At 34.8% G+C, this 3,665-nt stretch carries 4 protein-coding genes and 1 pseudogene; 4 read left to right on the top strand and 1 reads right to left on the bottom strand.

Annotated elements, in window-relative coordinates:
- Positions 1 to 193 precede the first annotated feature (193 nt).
- Complete coding sequence (locus AFK68_RS06120; protein WP_094672009.1) at positions 194 to 661, top strand: DUF4079 domain-containing protein; 468 nt, start codon at positions 194 to 196, stop codon at positions 659 to 661.
- Positions 662 to 1,038: 377 nt separating this feature from the next.
- Here AFK68_RS06120 and AFK68_RS06115 read toward each other — a convergent pair whose 3' ends face one another.
- Positions 1,039 to 1,737, bottom strand: a complete 699-nt coding sequence (locus tag AFK68_RS06115) for a DUF1997 domain-containing protein (protein WP_094672008.1) — start codon at positions 1,735 to 1,737, stop codon at positions 1,039 to 1,041.
- 160 nt (positions 1,738 to 1,897) lie between these two features.
- Here AFK68_RS06115 and AFK68_RS06110 point away from each other — a divergent pair.
- From AFK68_RS06110 to AFK68_RS06100, 3 genes and pseudogenes are all read left to right on the top strand, one after another.
- A pseudogene (locus AFK68_RS06110) lies at positions 1,898 to 2,018 on the top strand (NAD(P)H-binding protein); the annotation flags it as partial.
- Between the two features lie 95 nt (positions 2,019 to 2,113).
- The gene (locus AFK68_RS06105) at positions 2,114 to 2,773 is read left to right on the top strand and encodes an NAD(P)H-binding protein (RefSeq protein WP_094672007.1); all 660 of its coding nucleotides are present in this window, start codon (positions 2,114 to 2,116) and stop codon (positions 2,771 to 2,773) included.
- A gap of 325 nt (positions 2,774 to 3,098) precedes the next feature.
- A partial coding sequence (locus AFK68_RS06100; protein ID WP_094672010.1) for a glycoside hydrolase family protein occupies positions 3,099 to 3,665 on the top strand: 567 nt, incomplete at its 3' end.

Below are 3,665 nucleotides of genomic sequence, written 5' to 3'. Positions count from 1 at the left end.
CACTCATCCAATCATCAAATCAATTATTACCCATTTTTTATCAATTAATTCTCCACCAGAACCTATTTTCTGGACATACCAAATGGCTTCTATATATATTCACTATTGAGAGCGTCACTATTAAATAAAATCAACTGGCTGTTATAATAAGTTTTATGAAGTTTTTTTACGAATCCTAGAGAGAAGATTAATTATGGATCTGCCAATTCCAGAATCTATTAAACCATGGCTCAACTTTTTCCATCCTGCGATTATGTGGGTACTTTTCGCCTTGACAATTTATGCCTTATATCTCGGTATTAAAGTTCGCAACAGTAGAACTGCTACAGAAACAGAAAAGAAAAAAGAATTTGCTAAATTTAAAGTCAAACATCACCAAGTCGGTTCCCTACTCCTAGCTTTTATGGTTTTGGGGTCTCTTGGTGGAATGGCAGTCACTTATATTAATAATGGTAAGCTCTTTTTTGGTCCCCATCTTCTAGCAGGGTTAGGTATGATGGGAGCGATCGCTGTATCTGCTTCTTTAACTCCTTTTATGCAGAAAGGCCAAGATTGGGCGAGGTACAGTCATATAGTTCTTAATGTTTCAATCCTGGGCCTTTTTAGTTGGCAAGCAGTCACAGGTGTAGAAATTGTCTTGAAGATTATCAGCAATATGTAAAACTGATAAATCCGCGTAGATTTTTGAGAGCTAATTTATAAAGATAGTCTGATATTGTCCGAAGCTAGGCAGCGATTAAACAAGTTAATCTCCTGTAATATATTTTCAGCCGACGCAATCTCAAACTGGGCTGTTATGCCAAAGATTCTTACTGGGGGTAATAATTGGGTAAACCGTTTAGTATTGCTCTTTGATTACCCCCTCGCAATAATGGTTGAGAAACTTCTTTAATATTCAGTTTATTAATCAGCTCTTAGGTATTATGGGTAAAAAGTTAAATTCTTGCTATGACTCAGTTTTATGATTTGAGAATTTCCTCAAAGTAATTGTTACTGCTATAAATATTTAAACATTGTAGGGTATTGTTCACCAAAACCCTACTTTCTTTTTCTCTGCTTGGGAAATGGCAAATTATAGGTAGTATGAAAATCAATCTGAGTTTTGTAGCTCAAACACCGTGATACCTGGCGTACTATTTTTAGTAATAAGTTATTGCCAGTCTTCTGAATCAAACCAGGGGACATTTTTAGAATAAACTCAGGAAACTTGACACCCACAGTCAAATCTAGATCCCATTTTGCTCCAGTAATTACAGGGGGAAGTCCCAATTTTTGAATCTCTTTCTGAGTACAGAATTGCTCGGTGGGTAACTCTACCAATTTCATTTCTGATTGAAATTTAATTTCATATCCAGGAGGTGTATAATTTGGCACGTCTATATTTCTAATTCTATATATTCCTGCGGAATCTGGTGGTACTAACTCCAAACCAACTCTGGCTTCTACATGGTATCCAAAAGAACCAAACTTTCCCACCAACAAATCATAGCCATTTTCTCCAATAGGCTGAACTTTCATCGGATGAGCGCATCGACAAAACCAATTTCGATGAGATGCAAAGTGGTTTGCTACTGTTTCAACATCTACATACAATTCCATGCAGTCACTATATTTAGTATTAAACCAAGTAATTTTGCTAGTTTCTGGTGTGTCTATTTCTGTTGTGCTTAAGTAAAAATCACTAATCAAATTTTTGTCCATTTCTAAGGTTTGATCTGCTGCAAAATTGTGGTGCATGATTTGTCCCCTCGTGTATATATATATACACTATACTCAATAATTTTAGGATTGCCAAATTGCATATTTAATTTATCCAAGGAGATATATCTATACTTTATGAAGAAGGGATCATAGAGTTAAAGTCAATTAAAGTCTAGAATTTTATATATATTGAGATATGAAAGCATTTGTTCCTGGAGCAACTGGCCAAACAGGTCGTCGAATTGTACAAGAGTTGGTGAAACGAGATATTCCTGTTAAAGCTTTAGTTCGTAACTTAGAAACAGCAAGAGAAATTCNTTTAATTTATCCAAGGAGATATATCTATACTTTATGAAGAAGGGATCATAGAGTTAAAGTCAATTAAAGTCTAGAATTTTATATATATTGAGATATGAAAGCATTTGTTCCTGGAGCAACTGGCCAAACAGGTCGTCGAATTGTACAAGAGTTGGTGAAACGAGATATTCCTGTTAAAGCTTTAGTTCGTAACTTAGAAACAGCAAGAGAAATTCTGCCCCCAGAAGCAGAGTTGGTAATGGGGGATGTCCTTAACTCTAGTAGTCTCTACACTGCTATTGGGGATAGCACAGTAGTAATATGCGCTACAGGTGCTAGACCTAACTTTGACTTTACTGGCCCATATCAAGTTGATTATTTAGGAACTAAAAATTTAGTAGATGTTGCAAAACAGAAGGGTATTGAACATTTTGTTTTAGTTTCATCCTTGTGTGTTTCTCAATTTTTTCACCCCCTAAATTTGTTCTGGTTAGTTTTATTCTGGAAGAAACAAGCTGAAGAGTATATTGAGAAAAGTGGTCTTAAGTATACTATTGTTCGCCCTGGTGGTCTGAAAAATGATGATAACCAATTTCCTATTGTTATGGAACCTGCCGATCGCTTATTTGATGGTAGTATTCCTCGCACTAAAGTAGCACAAGTTTCTGTGGAGGCAATATTTCAATCAGCAGCTTCCAATAAAATTGTTGAGATTGTTACTCAGGCAGAAGCATCGGAAAAATCTTTGGCAGAATTATTTATTTCTGTCTCTTGAGCGTAGTTTTAAATTTATTGCATAGCACATTTTAGAATTATTTCAATACAGTAATTGTTGTAAAAAAATCAGAGCTATTTTACTTATTAAAAATGGGGTGAAACTTTTAGTGACTTGAGTTAAAATAAATGTTTATTAGAGAGTTTAGGAAATGTAATTCATTGTCAAAAGCTCTCAGAATAATATTTAGAAAATAACCCTTAACGATTTAGATGCGTTCTGTTAAACCGAAAATTAGAATAAAAAGACGAAAGCCTTCTCAAGTCCGTTTTATGCTTTTCGGCGACATTTTTAGCAACCAATNAAATAACCCTTAACGATTTAGATGCGTTCTGTTAAACCGAAAATTAGAATAAAAAGACGAAAGCCTTCTCAAGTCCGTTTTATGCTTTTCAAACGCCTAATTTTTATATCTATACTTATCGTCTCTTTTATATCTTTTTTCCAGATTTTTAAGGGAAAATTTCATCTAAATAAGCAGCAATTAACTAAATTAAATGCCCCTAATCAATATAATTATCAATATAATTATGATGATGGAGAAAAATGGCCTCGACTAGCAATGAAAGGTGGCGACCCTTATATTCGGGCGTTAATGCGAACTATTTCAGCTAGTGAGTCTAATTATGATCGACCTTATCATGTTGTTTATACAGGAAAAAAGGTATCTGACCTGAGAAAACATCCAGATTGGTGTATAACGATAGTTTCTGGTCCAAATAAAGATAATTGTAGCACTGCAGCAGGAAGATATCAAATGTTAAGCAATACTTGGTATCTTATGGCAAAACGTTATCATCCCCAACGTGGTTGGTCTCTATTTTGGGCATCTTACAGTTTTGAACCAAAATATCAGGATGCTGTTGTACATGGCTGGTTAAGCGATCGCAAA

It is taken from the genome of Hydrocoleum sp. CS-953 (assembly GCF_002260545.1).
GTDB lineage: Bacteria > Cyanobacteriota > Cyanobacteriia > Cyanobacteriales > Microcoleaceae > Trichodesmium.
This window is presented reverse-complemented; position numbering and strand designations above follow the sequence as displayed.